The organism is Allobosea sp. P1_B10 (assembly GCF_056406735.1).
Map to the genome: position 1 here is coordinate 375,344 of NZ_JBFTZP010000003.1, position 16,402 is coordinate 391,745.

The following is a 16,402-nucleotide window of genomic DNA, read 5'->3' on the forward strand; positions in this document are numbered from 1 at the left end:
GTGTGGGGAAAATCTCGCAGCCGCAAGGCTGCACGGCCCTCTTCTGCCCAACGCCCCGGTGGCGCTTGGGTTCCGTCCGTCTCGCGTCCGGGAAGCTTTGCTTGCACGTCCGTTCCGGTCCGGACAGCGCGCGGTTTCCTCGCGCCACCATGGCAACGCGCTGGGATGAAGTCGAGAGGGGCGCGCGGCTGCGGAAGGTGGCGCCGGGCGAGGGCGCCCAGAGTCCTGCCGTTGCACCTGCGCTCAGTGCGCCTCGTCCCAGTTGCCGGCCGCTCGTGCGTCGACCTGCAGCGGCACCTTGAGCTGCACCGCCGGGTGGGGCGCCTCGACCATCACCTTGGTGATGACAGGCAGGGTCGCCTCCACCTGGTCGTCGGGAACCTCGAAGACGAGCTCGTCATGCACCTGCAGCAGCATGCGGGCGTCGAGCCTGGCGCCGACGAGGGCTGCTTCCATGCGAACCATGGCGCGGCGGATGATGTCGGCGGCCGAACCCTGGATCGGCGCGTTGATCGCCTGGCGCTCGACGAAGGCCCGCTCAGACGGGTTCTTGGAGGCGACGGCCGGGAAATGGCAGACGCGGCCGAAGATCGTCTCGACATGACCGTTGGCGCGCACAAAGGTTTTCGTCGCGTCCATGTAGTCGCGGATGCCCGGGAAACGCTCGAAGTACTTTCGGATATAGGCACTCGCCTCCTCGCGCCCGATGCCGAGCTGGTTGGCGAGCCCGAAGGCCGAGATCCCGTAGATGATGCCGAAATTGATCGCCTTTGCGCGACGGCGGACATCGCTGGGCATGCCCAGCACCGGTACGCCGAACATCTCCGACGCCGTCATCGCATGGATGTCGATGCCGTCGGCGAAGGCCTGCCGCAATTGCGGGATGTCGGCGATATGGGCCAGCAGCCGCAGCTCGATCTGGCTGTAGTCGGCCGAGATCAGCTTGTGGCCGGGCTCGGCGATGAAGGCGGTGCGGATCTTGCGCCCGGCCTCGGTGCGGATCGGGATGTTCTGCAGGTTGGGTTCGGAGGAGGACAACCGCCCCGTCGTCGTCGCCGCCAGCGCGTAGGAGGTGTGCACGCGCTTGGTCTGCGGGTTCACATAGGTCGGTAGCGAATCCGTGTAGGTCGATTTCAGCTTTGAAAGCTGGCGCCATTCGAGAATGCGCGAGGGAAGCTCGTGGCCCTGCTCGGCAAGTTCCTCGAGCACGCCGGCACCCGTCGCCCATTGCCCGGTGGCCGTCTTCTTGGCGCCCGCCAGGCCCATCTTGCCGAACAGGATGTCGCCGAGCTGCTTGGGGCTGCCAATCGTGAATTTCTCGCCCGCGATCGTGTGGATCTCGTCCTCCAGCCGCGCCAGGGACTGGGCGAACTCGCCGGACAATCGCGACAGGATCTGCCTGTCGATCGCGATGCCGCGCCCCTCCATGCGGGCGAGCACGTCGATTAACGGGCGTTCCAGAACCTCGTAGACGGCGGTCTTGCCTTCCGCCACGAGCCGGGGCTTCAGCACCCGCCACAGCCGCAGTGTCACGTCGGCGTCCTCGGCCGCGTATTCCGTGGCCTTGTCGAGCGCGACCTTGTCGAAGGAAACCTGCGCCTTGCCGGTCCCCGCCACCTGGCCGAAGGTGATCGTGGTATGGCCGAGATGCAGCTCGGAGAGCCGGTCCATGCCATGCCCGCCCTTGCCGGCATCAAGCGCATAGGAGATCAGCATGGTGTCCTCGACGGGGGACACCTCGACGCCATAGCGCCGCAGCAGCACGAGGTCGTATTTCAGGTTCTGCCCGACCTTGAGCACGCCCGCGTCGCAGAGCAGGGGTTTCAGGGCAGCGACTGCCTCTGCCACCGGGATCTGGCCGTCGAGCATGCCGCCGCCGAACAGGTCCGCGCCGCCGCGATGCTGCAGCGGAATGTAGCAGGCCTTGTTGGGCGCGACCGCCAGCGAGATGCCGACGAGGTCGGCCTGCATCGCGTCGAGCGCGCTGGTCTCGGTATCGATGGCGACCACGCCGGCCTCATAGGCGAGGCCGATCCAGCGCTTCAGCGCCTCCATGTCGCGCACGCATTCATAGGTGGTGCGGTCGATCTTGCCGGCGATGCCCTCGTTCTTGCGGGCACCGGCGAGATCGGTTGGCCTGAACCAGCCATCCGCGTCGGCGGCAGCAGCATCCGTCGGGTTGACCGGCACGGCGGCAGCCGCAAGCCCCGGCACGCCGGTCTCGACGGCATCGGCGCCGATATAGAGCGCCTTCAGCTCGGCTGCTCGCGCGCCGCCCGGCGCCAGAGCGGGATCGGCATCGATCGCCGACACGTCGGCCTCATAGGCCTCCGCCACCCGCTTGGTGATCGTGGTGAACTCCATCGCCTTGAGGAAGGCGATCAGCGGAGCCGGATTCGGCTGGCTCAGCGTCAGATGCGAGATCGGAGTCTCGACCTCGACATCGTCGACAAGGGTGACGAGCTTGTACGAGATCCTGACCTTCTCGACGACCTCGGGATTGGTCAGCGTCTCCCTGCGCTTGGGCTGTTTGATCTCGCCTGCTCGCGCCAGCAGCGTTTCGAGATCGCCGTATTCGCCGATCAGCTGGGCCGCCGTCTTGATGCCGATGCCGGGAGCGCCCGGGACATTGTCGGTGGCGTCACCCGCGAGCGCCTGCACATCGACGACGCGGTTGGGCATCACGCCAAAATACTCGACGACCTCGGGCTCGCCGATCTTGCGCTCGGGTCGGAAGCCAGCGCCCTTCTTGGCGTCGCCTGAGGCGGGGTCGTACATCGCCACGCCCGGACCCACGAGCTGCATCAGGTCCTTGTCGGCCGACACGATCAGCACGTCGGCGCCGGCCTCGCGAGCCTGCCTCGCATAGGTCGCGATCAGGTCGTCGGCCTCGTAGACATCCTGCTCGACCGGGATCAGCCCGAAGGCGCGAACGGCCTCGCGCATCAGCGGGAATTGCGGGATCAGGTCAGGCGGCGGGTCCGAGCGGTTGCCCTTGTAGGCGGGGTAGAGCGCCTTGCGGAACGAGTTCTCGGTCTTGTCGAAGATGATGGCGAGATGCGTCGGCTTCACGCCGAGCACGCCCTCGCGCACGAACTGGAACAGCTTTGTCGTGAACAGCCGCACCGCGCCCGAGGGCAGCCCGTCCGAGCGCGCATTGTATTTCCGGTCCTGGTTTATCGACTGGAAGTAGGCGCGGAAAATGAAATTCGAGCCGTCGACCAGGAAGAGATGGTCGCCGGGCTTGAGATCGGGGGCGGTGGTCACGGGGGCTGTATCGCTCATGGCGCGGACCATAAGGGCGAGCCGGTCCGCGGTCCATCGCGCCGGCGCGCCGATCGGCAAGAAGCTGTCAGGATCGAGCGAGTGCCTGGGGCGTCATGGCCGGGTTTGACCCGACCATCCCGGAAACCAGAGCCATCTCGTCATGAGATCCTCGGGTCTGCACTTTGCTTCGCCCGAGGATGACGGCCGGCGCGTGCCTTTACTTCGTGATCGCGTCGATCTCGGCCAGGTCCTCGGCACTCAGCGCCCATTCGGCGGCCTTGACGTTGGCTTCGATCTGCTCCGGCTTGGTTGCGCCGGCGATCACACTGGAGACGACCGGCTGGGCTGCGAGCCAGGAGAAGGCGAGTTCGACCAGCGTCTTGCCGCGGGCTTCGGCAAAGGCGCTCAGACCCTCGATCTTGGTCCAGTTGCTCTCGCTGAAGATCTGGCCGGCGCGCTCAGGCAGCTTGGTCAGGCGCGCGCCATCCGGCATCGGGGCGTTGCGGCGGTATTTGCCGGTGAGGGCGCCGTTGGCCAACGGGAAATAAGGCAGCAGCCCCATGCCGTAGTACTGGGCCGCGGGGATCAGCGCTTTTTCGGCGCCGCGCACCAGCAGGCTGTATTCGTCCTGGGCGGAGGCGAAGCCGGGCACGCCGAGGTCGCGCGCCGTCCAGGCCGCGTCGGCCATCTGCCAGGGCGCGAAGTTCGAGCAGCCGATATAGCGGACCTTGCCCTGGCACACGAGGTCGTCGAGAGCGCGCAGGGTTTCCTCGATCGGGGTGAGCGAGTCAAAACGATGGATCTGGTAGAGGTCGAGCCAGTCGGTCTTCAGGCGCGTGAGCGATTCCTCGACGGCCTTCATGATGTAGTGCCGCGAGCCGCCCTTGCCGCCGTGGAACATCTCCATGCCGAACTTGCTCGCCAGCACGATGTCCTTGCGACGCGCGCCAAGGACCTGCCCCAGCGCGGTCTCGGAGCCGCCCTTCTCGCCATAGATGTCGGCGGTGTCGAACAGCGTGATGCCATTCTCGATCGCGGCGTCGACGACCTTGCGGGTGGCATCGAGATCGATCCGGCCACCGAAATTGTTGCAGCCGAGGCCGACGAGCGAAACGCGCAGGCCTGAGCGGCCGAGATTACGAAACTGCATGGCGAGGTCCTTCCCCTTGGTGCGACGCAAGGGATCAGAGCCGGGGCGCCGGCGCAACTGCGCCCGGCGCAGAGCGGTCCCACGAAACAAAAATGCCCGGCGCGAGGCCGGGCATTTCATGTCGTCTGACGGTCCGGCGCAAGCCGGCCCGGTTGCAGGCTGGCTCAGGCCACTTCCTGCTTCATCTTCTGCGAGCGCTTGCGCTCGTTGGGGTCGAGCACGCCCTTGCGCAGGCGGATCGACTTCGGGGTCACCTCGACCAGCTCGTCATCGTCGATCCAGGCCAGCGAACGCTCGAGCGTCATGCGGATCGGCGGGGTGAGGCGCACGGCCTCGTCCTTCGAGGTGGTGCGGATGTTGGTGAGCTTCTTGCCCTTGAGCACGTTCACCTCGAGATCGTTCTCGCGGGTGTGCTCGCCGACGATCATGCCCTGATAGACCTTCCAGCCGGGCTCGATCATCATCGGGCCGCGATCCTCGAGGTTCCACAGCGCATAGGCCACGGCCTCGCCGGTCTCCATCGCGATCAGCACGCCGTTGCGGCGACCGCCGATCTCGCCCTTGTAGGGGAGATAGTCGTGGAACAGGCGGTTCATGATGGCCGTGCCGCGGGTGTCGGTGAGCAGTTCGCCCTGGTAGCCGATCAGGCCGCGCGTCGGAGCGTGGAAGACCAGGCGCAGGCGATTGCCGCCGGACGGGCGCATCTCCAGCATGTCGGCCTTGCGCTCGGACATCTTCTGCACGACGACGCCGGAATGCTCCTCGTCGACGTCGATGATGACCTCTTCGATCGGCTCCAGCAGCTGGCCGTTGTCGTCACGGCGCAGCACGACGCGCGGACGCGAGACGCCGAGCTCGAAGCCCTCGCGGCGCATCTGCTCGATCAGGATCGCGAGCTGCAATTCGCCACGGCCGGAGACGATATAGCTGTCCTTGTCCTTGGCTTCCTCGATCTTCAGCGCCACGTTGCCCTCGGCCTCCTTGAACAGGCGGTCGCGGATGACGCGGGTGGTGACCTTGTCGCCCTCGGTGCCGGCCAGCGGCGAGTCGTTGACCATGAAGGTCATCGACACGGTCGGCGGGTCGATCGGCTGGGCCTTGATCGGGGTCTCGACGGAGGGGTCGCAGAAGGTGTCGGCGACCGAACCCTTCACCAGACCGGCGATCGAGACGATGTCGCCGGGGATGGCTTCCTCGATCGGCGTGCGCTCGAGACCACGGAAGGCCAGGATCTTGGTGATGCGGCCGGTCTCGACCACGGAGCCGTCGCCCGAGAGCACCTTGATCTGCTGGTTCGGCTTGGCCGAGCCGGAGACGACGCGACCGGTGATGATGCGGCCGAGATAGGGGTTGGCTTCGAGCAGCGTGCCGAGCATGCGGAACGGACCTTCCTCGATGCGCGGCTCGGGCACATGGCTGAGGATCAGGTCGTACATCGGGGCGAGGCCCTGGTCCTGCGGACCGGCCGGATCATGGGCCATCCAGCCCTGCTTGCCCGAACCGTAGAGGATCGGGAAGTCGAGCTGCTCGTCGGTGGCGTCGAGCGCGGCGAAGAGGTCGAAGACCTCGTTAATGACTTCGGTGACGCGGGCGTCGGGCTTGTCGACCTTGTTGATCGCCACGATCGGGCGCAGGCCGAGCTTCAGGGCCTTGGAGACCACGAACTTGGTCTGCGGCATCGGGCCCTCGGCGGCATCGACCAGCACGATGGCCGAATCGACCATGTTCAGGATGCGCTCCACCTCGCCGCCGAAGTCGGCGTGGCCAGGGGTGTCGACGATGTTGATGCGGGTGTCTTTCCAGACGACCGAGGTCGCCTTGGCAAGAATCGTGATGCCGCGCTCTTTCTCGAGCTCGTTGGAATCCATCACGCGTTCGATGACGCGCTGGTTGTCGCGGTAGGTGCCCGACTGCTGCAGGAGCTTGTCGACCAGCGTGGTTTTGCCGTGGTCGACGTGGGCGATGATGGCGATATTGCGCATGGACATGCGGGTCAGGGCCTTGTTTCAAGACCGCAAGCCGGCCAGGTCAACCCTGCCGGCGCAGCCCATTCGTGAGGAATTAGGAATTCGCTGCGCTGCACATAAACGCTGGAGGGCGTTTGGGCAACCTTTGTGGTGAGCGCTTGGTTACGATCGGCGCGCGGGCCCGTGTCAGAGGGGGGTGCAATCCCTCACGCCTCGGCCATTCCCCGTTGCCGCTCGGCGACCGCGCGCCCGACCTGGTCCATCACCAGCCGATAGGCGGCAAGACCGGACCCGTCGAGGTCGCCCTTGGCGAAATCGCTGAGGACGCGGGTGAGGATCGCGTCGGCCTGCTGCTCGAAGCGTGGCAATTCGAGTTCGTCCTCGCAGGCCCGGATATCCGGCAGCAGAGCGAGCAGTTCGTCGAGGCCCGACATCGCCCGCCGCCGCCTGGCTGCGCTGTCGCGACTGAGGATGGCAGCGCCCCCCGTCCCCAGCATCGAGAGCGCCATCACGCCCAGATAGAACCAGTCGCCATAGCGTTCGAAAAAGGTCTCCTGCTCGCCATCGATGAAGGCGGCCGCGCCGGTATGGACCGGCAGCGGTGCATCCTTGTCGGTGGCCGGCGTCTCCAGCCCCTGGATCGCGGGCAACTCGGCCGCGAGCGTCAGGCGCAGGCCCAGCAACTGCTTGACGAGCTCGCCGACGAGGTTGTCGTCCAGGCTCTGCGCCGCCATCAGGCGCGAGGTGATCGAAATCGTCGGCAGGCTCTCGGAAGGACGCGGGGGATCGCCGCCGAGCGCGCCGCGCACGATCTCGCCGGTCTCGATCGAGCGGTAGCGCGCGGAAATCGCATCCGCCTCGCGGATCGGGATCAGCACGGGGTCCTCGCCCCAGGCCGAGCGCAGCCGGCTCAGGCCCTCATTGTTGGTGCGCGCCCCCACGGCGCTGATCGAGAAGAAGACGTCGATCCGCTTTTCCTTCGCGGCGGGTACGACCTCGTCCTGGGTGAGCTCGACGATCTCGACGTCTTCGGGCTTGACCTCGTACTGAGCGAGTACGTGCTTCAGCAGCGCCAGGTTGCCGGCGGGATTGCGGACCACGCCGAGCCTGCGTCCCCGGATATCGGCGATGCGTCCGATGGCGGTTTCCTTCGTGGTGATGAAGAAGGGGAAGGTCCGCCTCGTGATCAGGGCGGTGTCGGCCTGGGCGGGCAGGGCGATGTCGGCGCGCACGATGGCGAGGTCGGCCTTGCCGGTGTCGATCCGCTTGGCGCTTTCTTCCGAACCCTCGGTCAGCACGAGCCGGATCCGGACGGAGGATTTCTCGCGGCTGAGCCCCTGGACGAAGCCGGCTGCCATGCGGGCATCTTCGGAGCCGAGCGGCCCGACGGCGAGGCGCAGCGTCCTGGGCTGGTTGAGGAGGTAGAAGATCGACGCGGCGATGCCCGATATCGCCAACAGGCCCGCAAGAGCCATGAATCCGCGTCGCCCCATGTCGAACCGATCCTTGCTGCTCTCGTGTCGCTGCCCGAAGAATGGCTTTGCCGGCCATCATGTCGCAAGTGCGGCGGTGCGCCCGATCATGCTATGGCGGCCCGATGAATGATGTTGAAACTCAGTTCCTGGTAAAGATCTGCGGGCTCTCGACGCAGCAGATGATGACTGTCGCTCTGGATGCCGGTGCCGATATGATCGGACTGGTCTTCCATCCCCGCAGTCCGCGCTACGTCACGCTCGAGCGTGCCGTGGAACTCGCCGCCATGGCGCGGGGCAGGGCCGAGATCGTCGCTCTGATCGTCGACTGGAGCGAGGCGCAGGCGGCCGATCTCGTCGCCGCGCTGAAGCCAGACTGGCTGCAATTGCATGGTCGCGAGACGCCGGGGCAGGTCAGCGCCATCAAGGCCGCGACCGGCCTGCGCGCGATCAAGGCGCTCGGCATCGCCGGAGCTGACGATCTCGCGGCCATCGAGAGCTATCGTGGCGTAGCCGACCGCATCCTGCTCGACGCAAAGCCGCCCCGGGACGCCGCCTATCCCGGCGGCCATGGCAAGCCCTTCGACTGGTCGCTGCTGGCGAACCTCGACCCGAGCTTGCCCTTCATGCTAGGGGGCGGGCTCGATCCGGCGAATGTCGGCGAAGCGGTCCGCATCGCCCGTCCGACCGGTGTCGACGTCTCCTCCGGGGTCGAAAGCGCACGTGGCGTCAAGGACGCCGGCGCGATCAGGGATTTCATCGCGGCCGCACGTCTCGCGGCTCAGGATTTGAAGAAGGCAGGCCGGACATGAACGCGCCCCAGACCCCGAATACCTACCGCAACGGTCCCGACGAGAACGGCCGCTTCGGGATGTTCGGCGGCCGCTTCGTCGCCGAGACGCTGATGCCGCTGATCCTCGAGCTTGAGCAGGCCTATAACGAGGCCAAGGCCGATCCGGCCTATCACGCCGAGACGGCGTATGGGCTCAAGCACTATGTCGGCCGCCCCTCGCCGCTCTATTTCGCCGAGCGCCTGACCGAGCATTTTCGTGCAAAAGCGGCGGCCGCCGGCCAGTCGGGCGGCGCCAAGATCTACCTGAAGCGCGAGGAGCTGAATCACACCGGCTCGCACAAGGTCAACAATGTGCTCGGCCAGATCCTGCTGGCGCGGCGCATGGGCAAGAAGCGCATCATCGCCGAGACCGGCGCCGGCCAGCATGGCGTCGCGACCGCGACCCTCTGCGCGCGCTACGGGCTCGAATGCATCGTCTACATGGGCGCCGTCGATGTCGCCCGGCAGGCTCCCAACGTGTTTCGCATGCAGATGCTGGGCGCGACCGTCGTTCCCGTCGAATCCGGTACCAAGACGCTCAAGGACGCGATGAACGAGGCCCTGCGCGACTGGGTCACCAATGTCGGCTCGACCTTCTACTGCATCGGCACGGTCGCCGGGCCCCACCCCTATCCGGCGATGGTGCGCGATTTCCAGTCGATCATCGGCGTCGAGACCAGGGAGCAGATGCTGGAGCTCGAGGGGCGCCTGCCGGATTCGCTGGTCGCCTGCATCGGCGGCGGCTCGAATGCGATGGGCCTGTTCCACCCCTTCCTCGACGATCCCAGTGTCGAGATCTACGGCGTCGAAGCCGCCGGCCACGGCATTCCGTCTGGCCTGCACGCGGCCTCGCTGACCGGCGGCGCGCCCGGCGTGCTGCATGGCAACCGCACCTATCTGCTGATGGACGAGGACGGCCAGATCAAGGACGCGCATTCGATCTCGGCAGGCCTGGACTATCCCGGCATCGGCCCCGAGCACTCCTGGCTGCACGATGTCGGCCGGGCACAGTACATCTCGGCGACCGACGAGGAGGCGCTCGAGGCGTTCCAGCTGATCTCCAAGCTCGAAGGCATCATCCCGGCGCTGGAATCGGCGCATGCGCTGGCGCGCGTTGCCGATCTCGCCCCGCAAAAGCCGCAGGACCATTTGATGGTCGTCAATCTATCGGGCCGCGGCGACAAGGACATTCCGCAGGTCGCCGAGATCCTGGCGGGGAGGTAGCTCTTCCCGCGTTGCCACGCATGAGGACGAGACGATGAAGAAGACCCTGCTCGCGGCCGTTCTGGCCCTGTCCAGCCAGATGCCCGCCTTGGCGCAGAGCGCCGGCCCGCTCGCGCCCGCGGAGGGCATCGTGATCCGGACGGAGGGTGAGGTCCGGGTCAAGCCGGATATCGCGGTCATTCAGGCCGGTGTCGTCAGCGAGGGCAAGACCGCGGCCGAGGCGCTTGGGCTGAACACGCCCGCGCTGGCCAAGCTGATCGAGGCCGTGAAGGCGGCCGGTGTCGCTGCCGGCGACGTCATGACCTCCCAGGTCGCGCTGGCGCCGCGCATGACACAGCCCCCGGTAGCTCCGGGGCCCCGGCCACCGCGCGCCGCCACGATCGACGGCTACGAGGCCCGCACCGGCCTGACCGTCACCGTGCGCGACCTCGCCAAGGCCGGGCCGCTGATCGACGCGCTGGTCAAGGCCGGCGCCAACGAGATGTCGGGCATCAGCTTCGGCCTCGCCGACGAAAACAAGGCCAAGGACGCCGCGCGCCAGAAGGCGGCCGAGGCAGCCAAGGCCCGCGCCGCGCTCCATGCCGGCGCCCTTGGCGTGAAAGTCGGCGAGCTCGTCTCGATCGTCGAGGCGGAAGCCGAGACGTCGGGACGCGGCAACGGCGATGTGCGCGCCTTCCGCATGGCGGCCGGTGCCGCGCCGATGTCGGTCGAGCCGGGCGAATTGACCGTGACCAGTTCGCTGCGCACGGTCTGGCGTATCGAGAAATAAATAGCCGGCTCAGCGCCGATAGCGCAGCGCATCCGCCAGGAGCGGGTGCGCTGGATCGGCGAACGGGTTGATCAGGGTGACGCCGCGATGGACGAAGCCGTGTTGCATGTCCTCGGAGAGCAACTGGCAGAGGCGACGAGCGCCTGCGTTGCGATCACCGTCCTCTCCGGGCCGAGCGCGATCCGGATCGGATCGGCGGATTCAGGCCTCGTCCGATCGTTGATGCCGGCGGCGTACTCCCGGACATCGCGGCCCCATGCTATCGGGTCCTCTCATGACACTGCGCATCGTCCGCCTCGGTACGCCCCGCCTGCCTGACGAAGGTACCCGTATCGGCACCGTGCGCCGGCCTCCCCGCGGCGTGCGCAAGGAGCGCTATGCCGCCGACAACTGGTACGATGTCTGGTTTCCCGAGCTTTCGCCCAGTCCCGAACTGGTGAAGTCGGCCCTGAATTCCGAGAGCGAGGTCGAATGGACAGGCTTCGTCCGGGCTTTCCGGGCCGAAATGGCGCAGCCTGCGCCGAGCCGAAGCCTCGATCTCCTGGCGGCGCTGTCCCATGGCGGGCACTTCTCGGTCGGCTGCTATTGCGAGCGGGAGGAGCGTTGCCACCGTTTGGTGCTGCGCGCGCTGCTGAGCGAACGCGGCGCCGATATCGCCTGAGAAACCACGGTCCGGTGGCATACCCTCTCGCCAAGCCGGCCCCGGCCATGCTAACCGCAGCCCCATGACAACGATCGGCCAAACCCGCATCCAGACCCGTTTTGCCGCCTGCGCCGCCGAAGGCCGCGCGGCGCTGGTGACGTTCGTCACCGCAGGCGATCCGGATTTCGACACTGCCAGCGCGATCCTCGCGGCTCTTCCCGCAGCCGGCGCGGATATCATCGAGCTCGGCGTGCCCTTCACCGACCCGATGGCGGACGGCATACCCGTCCAGCTCGCCGGTCAGCGCGCGCTGAAAGGCGGCCAGACGCTGAAGAAGACGCTGGCGATGGTCGCGGCCTTCCGCGCGGCCGGCCACGACACGCCGATCGTGCTGATGGGCTACTACAACCCGATCTATGTCTACGGCGTCGATCGCTTCCTTGCGGACGCCAAGACTGCCGGCGTCGACGGCCTGATCGTCGTCGACCTGCCGCCCGAGGAAGATGCCGAGCTCTGCCTGCCGGCGATGGCCGCGGGCGTGAACTTCATCCGCCTCGCCACCCCGACGACGGACGACAAGCGCCTGCCGAAGGTGCTGCAGAACACCTCGGGCTTCGTCTATTACGTCTCGATGACCGGCGTCACCGGCGGCACCATCGCCAATTACGATGCTGTCGGCGAGGCCGTCGCCCGCATTAAGCGCCACACCGATCTGCCTGTGGCGGTCGGCTTCGGCGTCAAGACCGCGGCCGATGCGGCTGCCATTGCCAAGGGCGCAGACGGTGTCGTCGTAGGCTCCTCGCTGGTCGATCGCGTCCGGCTCTCGCTCGATGCCGACGGCAAGGCCACGGAAAAGACGGTTTCGGCTGTCACCTCGCTCGTTGCCGAGCTTGCTGCGGGCGTGCGCCAGGCCGCGAAAGCGGCCGCGTGAGCGCGCCAGACCAGTCAGGGATTAAATTATGAACTGGATTTCCGAAGTCGTCCGGCCGCGGATCAAGACGCTGTTCAAGCGTGAGAGCCCGGAAAACCTCTGGATCAAGTGCCCCGATTCCGGGCAGATGGTCTTCCACAAGGACGTCGAGGCCAATGGCTTCGTCATCCCCGGCTCCGAACATCACATGCGCGTCACGGCGCCCGACCGGCTGCGCCTGACCTTCGACGAAGGCAAATGGCTCGACGTCGCCTTGCCCGAGGTCGCCATCGACCCGCTGAAATTCCGCGACGAGAAGAAATATGTCGATCGCCTGAAGGATGCCCGCGCCAAGACCGGTGCGGTCGACGCCTTCAAGGTCGGGCTGGGCCGCGTCCATGGCCTGCCGATGACGATCGCGGTGCAGGACTTCCACTTCATGGGCGGTTCGCTCGGCATGGCCGCCGGCGAAGCCTTCATCAGGGGCGCCGAGACCGCGCTCGAGAAGAAGACGCCTTACGTCGTGTTCGCGGCCTCGGGCGGCGCGCGCATGCAGGAAGGCATCCTCTCGCTGATGCAGCTGCCGCGCACCACGGTCGCCGTGCGGATGCTGCGCGCCGCGAAGCTGCCCTACCTCGTCGTCCTGACCAACCCGACCACGGGCGGCGTCACGGCGTCCTATGCCATGCTGGGCGACGTCCATATCGCCGAGCCCGGCGCGTTGATCGGCTTCGCCGGCCCGCGCGTGATCGAGCAGACCATCCGCGAGAAGCTGCCCGACGGTTTCCAGCGCTCGGAATACCTGCGCGACCATGGCATGGTCGACATGGTCATCCACCGGCGCGAAATCCCTGAGACGCTCGCCCGGATCTCCCGACTGCTGATGAAGCAGCCGGCGCAGGGTGCGGCCGTCAAGGATGGTGCAGCCAAGACGCCGGCCCCCGTGGCCGAAGCCGTCTGATCGTGGCCGGGCGGCGAGCCTCTCCGGTTACATCATGAGCTCGTCGGATACGCTACTGGCGCGTTTCCTGGCGCTGCATCCCAAGCTGATTGACCTCTCGCTGGGGCGCAGCGTGCGACTGCTCGAGCGGCTCGGTGACCCCCACAAGCGCCTGCCGCCCGTGATCCATGTCGCCGGCACCAACGGCAAGGGATCGACGATCGCCTTCATGCGCGCGATCCTCGAGGCGGCGGGTCTCAGCGTCCACGTCTACACCTCGCCGCATCTGGTGCGTTTCCACGAGCGCATCCGGCTGGGCGCGCCCGGTGGCGGCCGCTTCGTCGACGAGGGCGTGCTTGTCGCTGCGCTTGAGCGCTGCGAGGTCGCCAATGCGGGCGAGGCGATCACCTTCTACGAAATCACCACGGCTGCGGCCTTCCTGCTGTTCAGCGAGCATCCCGCCGACGTCGTGCTGCTGGAAACCGGGCTCGGCGGCCGGCTCGACACCACAAATGTCATCGACCATCCCGCCTGCACGGTGGTGACCCCGGTCTCGCTCGACCATGCGGAATATCTCGGCGACACCGTGACCAAGATCGCCGCCGAGAAGGCCGGCATCTTCAAGCGCGGCGCGCCCGCCGTGATCGCGCCGCAGGAACCGGAGCCGAGTGCTGTGCTCGAGGCTACGGCCGAGCGCGTCGGGGCCTCCAAAATCCTGATCGGCGCGCAGGATTTCGACGTACACGAGGCCGGCGGCCGGCTGGTCTATGAGGATGGCGACGGGCTGCTCGACCTGCCCCTGCCGCGCCTTGCCGGGCGCTACCAGCATATCAACGCCGGCACGGCGATTGCGGCCTTGAGGGCTGCCGGCTACGGCGGATTGCCGGCGGCCGCCTTCGAACAGGGCATGCGCGACGCCGACTGGCCGGCGCGCCTGCAGCGCCTGGCTCGCGGCAAGCTGGTCGAGCTGATCCCACCCGGCGCCGAGCTCTGGCTCGATGGCGGCCACAACCCCGATGGCGGGCGCGTGCTGGCGCAGGCGATGGCCGATCTCGCGGACCGCAACCCGGCGCCGCTGGTGATGATCGCAGGCCTGCTTGCCACCAAGGACGCGCGCGCCACGCTGAGCCATTTCAAGGGCCTTGCGCAGGAGCTACTGGCGGTGCCGATCCAGAATTCGCAGGCTTCGCGCCCGGCAGACGAGGTCGCGAGCCTCGCCCGGGAGGCGGGGCTGGCCGCGACAGCTATCGGCTCTGTCGAAGAGGCGCTGCGCGAGATCGCGGGGCGCGACTGGCCCACACCGCCGCGCATCCTGATCTGCGGCTCGCTCTATCTGGCGGGCGAGGTTCTCTCGGCAAATGGCACGCTGCCGGTCTAGGCGGCTTCCGACGGATTGAAGCACAACCCTGCGGGGAGCAAGGCGACGAAGCAATCCAGGAGTTCGCCGGGCACTGCCGCCCCTGGATTGCTTCGCTGACGCTCGCAATGACGCTTCAATCCGATCAAATAGTGCCCTAGACCACAACTGATTGCGACGGAGGACGGCCATGGTCGGAGGCGGGTTTGGACTGGGCTCGGTCCCGCGCATAGGGCAGGGGAGCTGGTATATCGAGCAGGCGCAGCGCAACCAGGCGATTGCTGCCCTGCAGCGTGGCCTTGATCTCGGCCTGAGCCATATCGACACCGCCGAGATGTATGGCGACGGTCGCTCCGAGAGCCTCATCGGTGAAGCGATCGCCAGCCGCCGCGACAAGGTTGTCCTGGTCTCGAAGGTGCTGCCGCACAACGCCTCGCGCGCCGGCGCGATTGCCGCCTGCGAGGCCTCGCTGAAGCGCCTGCGGACCGACCGGCTCGACTGCTATCTGCTGCACTGGCGTGGCTCCTATCCGCTGGCAGAGACCTTCGCGGCCTTCGAGACCCTGAAGAAGGACGGCAAGATCCTGTCCTGGGGCGTCAGTAATTTCGATGTCGACGATCTCGACGAGGCGCTCGCTGTCGCCGGCGCCGGTGCGATCGCGTGCAATCAGGTGCTCTACCATCTGCAGGAGCGCGCCATCGAGCATGCGGTGATCCCGTGGTGCGAGGCCAATGGCGTCACGGTGACGGCCTACAGCCCGTTCGGCCATGACGACTTTCCCGAACCGGACAGCGCCGGGGGCAGGGTGCTCGCCGAGGTCGCGGCTGGTCATGACGCAACCGCCCGGCAGGTCGCGCTCGCCTTCCTGACACGGCGGCCGTCGGTGGTCGCGATCCCCAAGGCGGCCAAGCAGCGCAATGTCGAGGACAATGCCGGCGCGCTCGGCCTGCGGCTTTCGGAGGCCGAAATCGCCCGCATCGACGCATCCTGTCCACGCGGGAAGCGACCGCGTTCCCTGCCGATGCTGTGACGCGCCACGGATCTGCGGAAACCACATTTCCGCTTTGAACTTTACACCGCAGGGCCTCAGGTGTTGACTTCACCTCATGGCGGCGGCGCTCGCGCTGACAACGCCGAATGCTTCAACAGTGTGTTGTGTGTCCGGAGTTGTGTGATGCGTCGCGTAATCGGCATCCTGACCGTGTGTCTTCTGTCGCTGTTCGGCATGGCCTCGGCCCAGGCGGCCATGTCCGTCCGGGTCGACATCGCAGCCCAGCGCATGCAGGTCACCACCACCGACGGCGAGGCCTATAACTGGGTCATCTCATCGGGCCGCAAGGGCTTTCGCTCGCCCAATGGAGTCTTCCGGCCGACGCGGCTGGAGAAGAACTGGTACTCGCGCAAATATGGCGGTGCGATGCCCTACGCCGTGTTCTTCCGCGGCGGCTACGCGATCCATGGCACCAATGCGGTCGGCGCGCTCGGCCGTCCGGCCTCGCATGGCTGCATCCGCCTCCACACCGCCAATGCCGCAAAGTTCTTCGCGCTGGTCAGGAAGCATGGCGCAGGCCAGACCCGCATCGCGCTGAACGGCTCGGCCAATGACGGGCTGTCGCAATTCGCAAAGGTATCCGCTTCGTCAAAGACCAAGATCGCCAAGGCGAATTCAGGCAAGCGCAACGCCGTCGCCCAGAGCCGGAAAGCTCCGAACTGGGATGCCGCCCGCGAGCAGATCCTGCTTCGCCCGTCGCTCCCCGACGGAGCCCTGGGCTACCAGCCCTACGACCTCCAGCGCTACAAGCAGACCGGCCCGCGCTGGCGCTGAGCGCGGCTGGGTCCGGGATCAGCGCGCAGCAGAGTCCGCACTCGCG

General features: G+C 67.0%; 13 protein-coding genes. 9 read left to right on the top strand and 4 right to left on the bottom strand.

Annotated elements, in window-relative coordinates; translation table 11 throughout:
• Positions 1 to 243: 243 nt before the first annotated feature.
• From polA to AC1D2L_RS09170, 4 genes are all read right to left on the bottom strand, one after another.
• Positions 244 to 3,285 (bottom strand): DNA polymerase I, encoded by a 3,042-nt coding sequence (gene polA / locus AC1D2L_RS09155; protein WP_476845546.1) that lies wholly within the window; start codon positions 3,283 to 3,285, stop codon positions 244 to 246.
• A gap of 199 nt (positions 3,286 to 3,484) precedes the next feature.
• The gene (locus AC1D2L_RS09160; protein ID WP_476845547.1) at positions 3,485 to 4,417 is read right to left on the bottom strand and encodes an aldo/keto reductase; all 933 of its coding nucleotides are present in this window, start codon (positions 4,415 to 4,417) and stop codon (positions 3,485 to 3,487) included.
• A 164-nt stretch (positions 4,418 to 4,581) separates the two neighbouring features.
• Entirely contained in the window at positions 4,582 to 6,405 is a 1,824-nt protein-coding gene (gene typA, locus AC1D2L_RS09165) for a translational GTPase TypA (protein ID WP_476845548.1), read from the bottom strand.
• A 185-nt stretch (positions 6,406 to 6,590) separates the two neighbouring features.
• Complete coding sequence (locus AC1D2L_RS09170) at positions 6,591 to 7,877, bottom strand: TAXI family TRAP transporter solute-binding subunit (protein ID WP_476845549.1); 1,287 nt, start codon at positions 7,875 to 7,877, stop codon at positions 6,591 to 6,593.
• A gap of 104 nt (positions 7,878 to 7,981) precedes the next feature.
• Between AC1D2L_RS09170 and AC1D2L_RS09175 the strand changes: the two genes are divergently transcribed.
• The 9 genes from AC1D2L_RS09175 to AC1D2L_RS09215 all read left to right on the top strand — a co-directional run bounded on the left by AC1D2L_RS09175 (position 7,982) and on the right by AC1D2L_RS09215 (position 16,356).
• A complete protein-coding gene (locus AC1D2L_RS09175) occupies positions 7,982 to 8,668 on the top strand; it encodes a phosphoribosylanthranilate isomerase (RefSeq protein ID WP_476845550.1) in 687 nt (228 codons plus the stop codon).
• Entirely contained in the window at positions 8,665 to 9,912 is a 1,248-nt protein-coding gene (gene trpB, locus AC1D2L_RS09180) for a tryptophan synthase subunit beta (RefSeq protein ID WP_476845551.1), read from the top strand. The genes AC1D2L_RS09175 and trpB overlap by 4 nt, the downstream gene beginning before the upstream one ends.
• 34 nt (positions 9,913 to 9,946) lie before the next feature.
• Positions 9,947 to 10,681 (top strand): SIMPL domain-containing protein, encoded by a 735-nt coding sequence (locus AC1D2L_RS09185; protein WP_476845552.1) that lies wholly within the window; start codon positions 9,947 to 9,949, stop codon positions 10,679 to 10,681.
• Between the two features lie 274 nt (positions 10,682 to 10,955).
• Positions 10,956 to 11,342 (top strand): DUF488 domain-containing protein, encoded by a 387-nt coding sequence (locus tag AC1D2L_RS09190; protein ID WP_476845553.1) that lies wholly within the window; start codon positions 10,956 to 10,958, stop codon positions 11,340 to 11,342.
• A 64-nt stretch (positions 11,343 to 11,406) separates the two neighbouring features.
• Positions 11,407 to 12,255 (top strand): tryptophan synthase subunit alpha, encoded by an 849-nt coding sequence (gene trpA, locus AC1D2L_RS09195; protein WP_476845554.1) that lies wholly within the window; start codon positions 11,407 to 11,409, stop codon positions 12,253 to 12,255.
• Positions 12,256 to 12,283: 28 nt separating this feature from the next.
• The gene (gene accD, locus AC1D2L_RS09200) at positions 12,284 to 13,195 is read left to right on the top strand and encodes an acetyl-CoA carboxylase, carboxyltransferase subunit beta (RefSeq protein WP_476845555.1); all 912 of its coding nucleotides are present in this window, start codon (positions 12,284 to 12,286) and stop codon (positions 13,193 to 13,195) included.
• 34 nt (positions 13,196 to 13,229) lie between these two features.
• Positions 13,230 to 14,552, top strand: a complete 1,323-nt coding sequence (locus tag AC1D2L_RS09205) for a bifunctional folylpolyglutamate synthase/dihydrofolate synthase (RefSeq protein ID WP_476845556.1) — start codon at positions 13,230 to 13,232, stop codon at positions 14,550 to 14,552.
• Positions 14,553 to 14,721: 169 nt separating this feature from the next.
• Complete coding sequence (locus tag AC1D2L_RS09210) at positions 14,722 to 15,561, top strand: aldo/keto reductase (RefSeq protein WP_476845557.1); 840 nt, start codon at positions 14,722 to 14,724, stop codon at positions 15,559 to 15,561.
• A 144-nt stretch (positions 15,562 to 15,705) separates the two neighbouring features.
• A complete protein-coding gene (locus AC1D2L_RS09215; RefSeq protein ID WP_476845558.1) occupies positions 15,706 to 16,356 on the top strand; it encodes a L,D-transpeptidase in 651 nt (216 codons plus the stop codon).
• The last annotated feature ends 46 nt before the right edge of the window (positions 16,357 to 16,402 follow it).

What these genes read in the sequence shown, in the direction of transcription:
- polA (WP_476845546.1), bottom strand. Translation starts at nt 3,285, where the DNA reads ATGAGCGATACAGCCCCCGTGACCACCGCCCCCGATCTCAAGCCCGGC.
- AC1D2L_RS09160 (WP_476845547.1), bottom strand. Translation starts at nt 4,417, where the DNA reads ATGCAGTTTCGTAATCTCGGCCGCTCAGGCCTGCGCGTTTCGCTCGTC.
- typA (WP_476845548.1), bottom strand. Translation starts at nt 6,405, where the DNA reads ATGTCCATGCGCAATATCGCCATCATCGCCCACGTCGACCACGGCAAA.
- AC1D2L_RS09170 (WP_476845549.1), bottom strand. Translation starts at nt 7,877, where the DNA reads ATGGGGCGACGCGGATTCATGGCTCTTGCGGGCCTGTTGGCGATATCG.
- AC1D2L_RS09175 (WP_476845550.1), top strand. Translation starts at nt 7,982, where the DNA reads ATGAATGATGTTGAAACTCAGTTCCTGGTAAAGATCTGCGGGCTCTCG.
- trpB (WP_476845551.1), top strand. Translation starts at nt 8,665, where the DNA reads ATGAACGCGCCCCAGACCCCGAATACCTACCGCAACGGTCCCGACGAG.
- AC1D2L_RS09185 (WP_476845552.1), top strand. Translation starts at nt 9,947, where the DNA reads ATGAAGAAGACCCTGCTCGCGGCCGTTCTGGCCCTGTCCAGCCAGATG.
- AC1D2L_RS09190 (WP_476845553.1), top strand. Translation starts at nt 10,956, where the DNA reads ATGACACTGCGCATCGTCCGCCTCGGTACGCCCCGCCTGCCTGACGAA.
- trpA (WP_476845554.1), top strand. Translation starts at nt 11,407, where the DNA reads ATGACAACGATCGGCCAAACCCGCATCCAGACCCGTTTTGCCGCCTGC.
- accD (WP_476845555.1), top strand. Translation starts at nt 12,284, where the DNA reads ATGAACTGGATTTCCGAAGTCGTCCGGCCGCGGATCAAGACGCTGTTC.
- AC1D2L_RS09205 (WP_476845556.1), top strand. Translation starts at nt 13,230, where the DNA reads ATGAGCTCGTCGGATACGCTACTGGCGCGTTTCCTGGCGCTGCATCCC.
- AC1D2L_RS09210 (WP_476845557.1), top strand. Translation starts at nt 14,722, where the DNA reads ATGGTCGGAGGCGGGTTTGGACTGGGCTCGGTCCCGCGCATAGGGCAG.
- AC1D2L_RS09215 (WP_476845558.1), top strand. Translation starts at nt 15,706, where the DNA reads ATGCGTCGCGTAATCGGCATCCTGACCGTGTGTCTTCTGTCGCTGTTC.